We start from the raw sequence: 5887 nt of genomic DNA, 5'->3' as shown, positions 1-5887 counted from the left end.
ATCTGGTTGTGTTGCTATCTGGCGCTGTGTGAGAGCGCCTGAGAACTAGCGGGAGCCCGCGGTGGAGCCCTCCCAGAACTGCTCTGGCGAGATCGGCTTGGTCGGCACCAGCGGCGGGCGCTTGACGCCCGTGCCCAGGCCGGCAACCAGGTCGCCCCAGTAGCCGCGCAGGTCGTCCTGCCAGTAGCCCCACTGGTGGGTGCCTGCCGGGCGGAAGTTGTAGTTCACTGGAATGCCCAATTCATTGGTCCGGCGGGCCAGGTCGCGGGTGCAGGCGTTGGTGGCGCCCTCGATGACGGCGCCTTCGAAGATCACCGGAGCTGCGGAGGACAGCTGGCCGTTCACGCGCTCGGACCACGGCATGTCGTGCTCACCGGGGAACCCGGAGCTGGTGGAGACGTAGATGTTCTTCTGGCCGCTCAGCTTGTGAGCGTTGATCAGAGCATCGTTGTCGCGAGCCACCTTACCGTTGACCGGACCCCACATCTTGGTGAAGTCCGTGCCGCCGCGGTTCAGAACCAGGTCGATGAACTGCGGGGTCAGGCCCGTGGTGGTTGCAGCACAGCCGGAGAAGGAACCGACCGAGTCGTAGAAGCCCGGGTGGTGCTGCGCGTACAGCAGGGAGGTGGTGCCGGTCATGGACATGCCGGCGATCGCGCGCTTGTCGTTAGCCTTCAGAGCCGGTTCGATGGCCTGTGGCAGCTCGCGAGTAAGGAAGGTCTCCCACTTCTGCGGACCCTTAATCGCTGGAGTGTTCGGCTCGGTGATCCAGTCGGTGTAGTAGGAGTATGCACCGCTCATAGGGATCACGATGTTGGCGCCAATGCCGGGGCTGACGGTGCCCTTGTTAGCGTCCTCGTTGCCGCCGTAGTAAGTGACGATGTCGGTCTGGCGGAGCCAGTTGGCGATGCCTTCGCCACCGTCCGCGCCGTTGAGCATGTACAGGGTCGGAGCGTTGTCGCGCTTTGCCTTGTCCTTCGGCTGGATGACGACCAGCGGGATGTGGCGCTTCATCGACGGGGAGTAAGCGGAGACCTCCTGCACGTTGTCGAACCCGTTGGCACGCAGCGCGTTGATGTTCTTACGCCACGTGGTGGATTCTGCCGGCTGGTTCGGAGTCGTGGAGTTCATCTTCAGCGTTGCCGGCGCGATGCCGTCTGCCTTCTGGGCGGCGGAGACACTAGCGGCCTGGGTAGCCGGTGCGGTGACCGCGACGGTTGCGAACGGGGCGATCGCAGCCGTGACAGTGGCGAGAGTGCGGACGATGCTTCGCTTCATAGAATTGATCCTTCTGTGGGGCACGCTGGGAAAACGTCAGTATTTCTTGCCCGGGGCGCGGGGTGCTCAGTCGAACGTGTGGAAAAGACTTGCAGGGCGTTTCTGGCTGATATTCGGGGAATATTCAAGAAATCCACAGCAAATCTCTAAGGACAAAAAGGACTTTACCCAATTTGCAGGATTTTTGGGAACCCAAGTGAGGGAAAAGTTTTTCTTCTAAACCCAAAAGCGGGGATGTGGGTTGATGTGGGATGACGTGGGCTGCGGGAGGCGGGTGGCGTCAGTAAGAACGTCAATAACAACGGCGAGCCCGATAAACACGAGCGACAAACATTAAGTACCCTTGGGACTTGTGGCTAAAGAACATTTTGACGTAGTAGTACTCGGAGCAGGCCCTGGCGGATACGTAGCGGCGATTCGCGCCGCTCAGTTGGGTCTGAAGACCGCTGTTATCGAAAAGCAGTACTGGGGTGGCGTATGCCTCAACGTGGGCTGCATTCCCTCGAAGGCGCTGATCCGCAACGCCGAACTTGCGCACACCATCACCAAGGAAGCCAAGACCTACGGCATTTCCGGCGACAACATCTCGATGGACTTTAAGGTTGCGCACCAGCGTTCCCGCAAGGTCTCGGGCAACATCGTCAAGGGCGTGCACTACCTGATGAAGAAGAACAAGATTCAGGAGATTCACGGCCGCGGCAACTTTGTTGACGATAAGACCATTGAGGTCTCCGACGGTGACGACGCAGGCAAGACCATCACTTTCGACAACTGCATCATTGCCACCGGTTCCGTTGTTAAGTCCCTGCCGGGCGTGGAGTTGGGCGGCAACATCGTCTCCTACGAAGAGCAGATCCTGGACGAGAACAAGCCGGACTCCATGGTCGTTATCGGCGCTGGTGCCATCGGCATGGAATTCGCCTACGTGCTGTCCAACTTCGGCGTAGACATCACGGTTGTTGAGTTCATGGATCGCGTCCTGCCGAACGAGGACAAGGACGTTTCCAAGGAAATCGCTCGCGCGTACAAGAAGCTGGGCGTGACCCTGAAGACAGGTCACAAGACCACCGCCGTCCGCGACCTGGGCGAAGACAAGGGCGTGGAGGTGGACATCGAGTCCGCCGACGGCTCCAAGACTGAGACGCTGAAGGCAGACCGCGTGATGGTCTCCATCGGCTTCGCACCCCGCGTGGAGGGCTTCGGCCTGGAGAACACCGGTGTGAAGCTGACCGAGCGCGGTGCAATCGACATCGACGACGAGATGCGCACCAGCGTTCCGCACATCTACGCCATCGGTGACGTCACCGCCAAGCTGCAGCTGGCACACGTTGCCGAAGCGCAGGGCGTGGTTGCCGCCGAGATCATCGCAGGCGAGGAGACCGAGCTGCTCGGCGACTACCAGATGATGCCGCGCGCCACCTTCTGCTTCCCGCAGGTTGCATCCTTCGGCTACACCGAGGAAGCCGCCAAGAAGCAGGCAGAGGAGGAAGGCCGCGAGGTGAAGGTCGCCACCTTCCCCTACACCGCCAACGGCAAGGCACAGGGCCTGGGTCACGCGGTGGGCTTTGTGAAGCTGGTAGCAGACGCTGAGTACGGCGAACTGCTGGGCGCCCACATGGTCGGCCCGGATGTCTCCGAACTGCTGCCGGAGCTGACCCTGGCACAGCGCTTCGACCTGACGGCCGAGGAGATCTCCCGCAACGTGCACACGCACCCGACCCTGTCGGAGGCCATGAAGGAAGCCGCCCACGGCATCGCCGGCGGCCACATGATCAACCTCTAAGAGGATTCATCGGCTCACTGGCCGGCCCGCGCCTGTACCGGAAGCTTCCCTCGGAAGGGGCGCGGGCCGGTTTTGCGTTTAACGGCCAGCATTTCCCTGTTAAGGCGCAGGTAGAGTAGGATTTCGAGCAAATCCCTCCGAATCCCTCCCCCTGCCACGATTGGTGCCCAGACTTGCCAGAGAAGATTGGCTTGCTGGCAGACCGAGGACTGCCAGCGGTGCGCGTACGCGCCATGCTCCAACAGCTAGCAAAGGCCTCGGAGAATCACGTCTCCGGAACCAAGCCCATCCTCGAATTCCGCACCGGAACGCTGCCGATGGACGAGTTCGGCAACGTCCGCCTCGCCGACACCGCCCCCGGAATCCTGCGCGACTACGGCTGGGACCGCCTGGTGTACGTCACCGACCTGCCGCTGACCACCCGCAGACCGGTAATCAGCCAGACCGTCGAGCAGGGCAAAGCCACCATGCTGTGCCTGCCCGCCTTCGGCCTGCTGCGTGCCAAGGAGGGGCTGCGGCAGGAACTGTCACGCCTGGTCTGCGGCAAGCACGCCGGAGCCGGCCAGCGCGAAAAGGGTGTAGACGAGATCGAGGGCGGCGACGTAGAGGCCGATACCACCCGCGTACTCGAAGGCCGTGGGCGCACCCTGCGCCTGCTGCTGGGGATGATCCGCGGTAACCGCCCCGGCCAGTTGATCAAGGTGCTCTCCAGCTGCCTGGCCACGGGCGTGGCCACCGGCGGCTTCGGCATATTCTACGGTTCGGTGTGGGAGATGTCCTACCTGATTAGCCCGTGGCGGCAGATCATGATCACTATCCTTTCCATCACCCTGCTGACCTTCTGGTTGATTTATAAGAACGGCCTGTGGAATGGGGGATATAGCCGTAAGGCGGAACCGTCCGTGTTGAGCGTCGGCGCCGATGCAACCTCCACACAGGCTTCCTCCGACAGCGTCGAGTGGTGGCGCGCCCGGATGGATAACCTGGCCACCACCGGTACGGTATTGATCTCCGCAACGGGCGTGTATGCCCTGATCTACCTAACAATGCTGCTGGTCAGCGCCGCCGTTGTGCCGGTGCCCTTCTTCGAAAGTCGAGTGAACTCCACTATCACGCCACTGGATTACTTGACGCTGGCATGGTTTGCGGCGTCACTAGGTACCCTCGGCGGGGCGCTCGGCTCGAGCTTCGATACCGACGAATCGGTGCGCGAGGCCACATATAACCGCCGCGAACTGCAGCGCAGGCAGATCGTCGGGCTTTTCGACGGCGACTAGCGCTAGTGGGGCGAACTAGTAGGGCGACACACTCGAACGGTGCGGGTCGATCTCCAACGAGCGGTGGATCGGCGGGAATGCGCGCTGCGGGCAGTTATCGCGCGGGCACAGCCGGCAACCGGAGCCGATCGGCACCGCCGCGGACGTGTCCTCTAGGTCCAGACCGTCCGAATACACCGTCCGGTCGGCGTGCCGCAGCTCACAGCCCAAACCGATGGCGAACATCTTGCCCGGCTGGCCCCATGCCGCACGGTGGTGGTTCACGGTGCGGGCGATCCATAGGTAGGTCCGCCCGTCGGGCATCTGCGCGATCTGCCGCATGATCTTACCCGGGTAGCTAAACGTCTCGTACACATTCCACAGCGGGCATGTGCCGCCGGAGTTGGAAAGGTGCAGGCCCGTCGCCGACTGGCGCTTGGACATGTTGCCCGCACGGTCCACGCGCACGAAGGTCCAGGGCACACCACGCAGGCTGGGGCGCTGCAGGCTGGAGAGGCGGTGGCAGACAGTCTCGTAGCCCACGCCGTATTCGCGCATAAGGAACTCCAGGTCGTAGCGCGATTCCTCCGCGGAGCTGTGGAACTGCCGGTAGGGCAGTAGCAGTGCTGCGGCATAGTAGCTGGCCAGGCCGCGCCGGGCGAGAGCGCGGGACTCCTCGGACTGGAAGTGCCCCAGCTCCACCAGTGAGTCGATGGTCGTTCCGGCCTCCAGGAATGCCAGCTCGGTAGCCAGCCGGAATGCGATCTGCCCGGGGCGCATCTTCGCCGACACGTGGAGAGTCTTTCGCTTTGGGTCGAACTTGTGCTGCGTATCGCCCAGGTCGCGCGAGTAAATCACCTGCACTTGGTGCACCTGTTGTAGCCGTTCGGCGATGATCTGTTCTGTGTGGTGTATCTGGTTCGCCCCGATGTTTATTTTGGACGCCAACTTCTCCGCCGCTACATCCAGAACATCGATATAGTTCTGCCGGGCGTAGAAGAAGTCGCGGACTTCCTCGTGCGGCATGGAGAACGCCTCTGGCCCGGAGGCCCGGCCGAAGAGCTCACCCTTGGGAGTGATGGAGAGGATGGCGGAGCCCTGCACACGCTCCTCTGTGAGCAGCGAGAGGGTGTCCGAGACGTTCCGGTAGCGCGAGTGGAGATCCACGAAGGCGCGAGCCAGATCCGGGTGGTTCTTCACTAGTGCTGCGAGTTCGGTGACGTCTGCCGGGGTGGGGCTGATCTCCGGGTCCAGGGTGACGTCCTGGACTTCCGCCAGTAGGCGAGTGGAGTCTTGGTCGGCGAAGAAGGTTGGGTCGATACCGAAGGCGGCGGTGATGCGCTCCAACACGGCGGCGGTCAGCGGGCGCCCGTCGTGCTCGATCTGGTTCACGTAGCTGGCGGAGAGGTCCAGAATCTCGGCGAGGCGGGCCTGGGAGATTCCGCGTTCCTTGCGTAGTTGGCGAAGGCGGGAACCGACGAAGGGGCGCTCGGTTGTGCGCTCTGGGGCGCGCGTAGGGGTGCGTTCTGAGGTGCGTGCAGATCTGCGTTCAGTCGGTTTTCCCATGGTG

Annotated in this window: 5 protein-coding genes; 3 read left to right on the top strand and 2 right to left on the bottom strand. The window is 62.5% G+C overall.

Annotated elements, in window-relative coordinates:
- Positions 1 to 45: 45 nt before the first annotated feature.
- Positions 46 to 1278, bottom strand: coding sequence for an alpha/beta hydrolase family protein (locus QKE30_RS10550; protein WP_347934759.1), 1233 nt, complete (start codon positions 1276 to 1278; stop codon positions 46 to 48).
- Here QKE30_RS10550 and QKE30_RS10545 point away from each other — a divergent pair.
- The 3 genes from QKE30_RS10545 (at position 1265) to QKE30_RS10535 (ending at position 4338) form a co-directional block, all read left to right on the top strand.
- The gene (locus QKE30_RS10545; RefSeq protein ID WP_347934758.1) at positions 1265 to 1498 is read left to right on the top strand and encodes a hypothetical protein; all 234 of its coding nucleotides are present in this window, start codon (positions 1265 to 1267) and stop codon (positions 1496 to 1498) included. The two genes, QKE30_RS10550 and QKE30_RS10545, sit on opposite strands and share 14 nt — an antisense overlap.
- A 132-nt stretch (positions 1499 to 1630) precedes the next feature.
- Entirely contained in the window at positions 1631 to 3061 is a 1431-nt protein-coding gene (gene lpdA, locus QKE30_RS10540) for a dihydrolipoyl dehydrogenase (RefSeq protein WP_347934757.1), read from the top strand.
- A 173-nt stretch (positions 3062 to 3234) separates the two neighbouring features.
- Complete coding sequence (locus QKE30_RS10535; RefSeq protein ID WP_239198964.1) at positions 3235 to 4338, top strand: hypothetical protein; 1104 nt, start codon at positions 3235 to 3237, stop codon at positions 4336 to 4338.
- Positions 4339 to 4353: 15 nt separating this feature from the next.
- On the opposite strand, the gene ramB is transcribed toward QKE30_RS10535, so the two are convergent.
- Positions 4354 to 5883 (bottom strand): acetate metabolism transcriptional regulator RamB, encoded by a 1530-nt coding sequence (gene ramB / locus QKE30_RS10530; RefSeq protein ID WP_347934760.1) that lies wholly within the window; start codon positions 5881 to 5883, stop codon positions 4354 to 4356.
- Between the last annotated feature and the right edge of the window lie 4 nt (positions 5884 to 5887).

This window comes from Corynebacterium sp. c24Ua_83, assembly GCF_039907245.1.
Classification (GTDB): Bacteria; Actinomycetota; Actinomycetes; order Mycobacteriales; family Mycobacteriaceae; genus Corynebacterium.
This window is presented reverse-complemented; position numbering and strand designations above follow the sequence as displayed.

Bases quoted from the DNA above. Each gene is read 5' to 3' on its own strand.
- ramB (WP_347934760.1), bottom strand. From the start codon at position 5,883: ATGGGAAAACCGACTGAACGCAGATCTGCACGCACCTCAGAACGCACC.
- QKE30_RS10550 (WP_347934759.1), bottom strand. From the start codon at position 1,278: ATGAAGCGAAGCATCGTCCGCACTCTCGCCACTGTCACGGCTGCGATC.
- QKE30_RS10545 (WP_347934758.1), top strand. From the start codon at position 1,265: ATGCTTCGCTTCATAGAATTGATCCTTCTGTGGGGCACGCTGGGAAAA.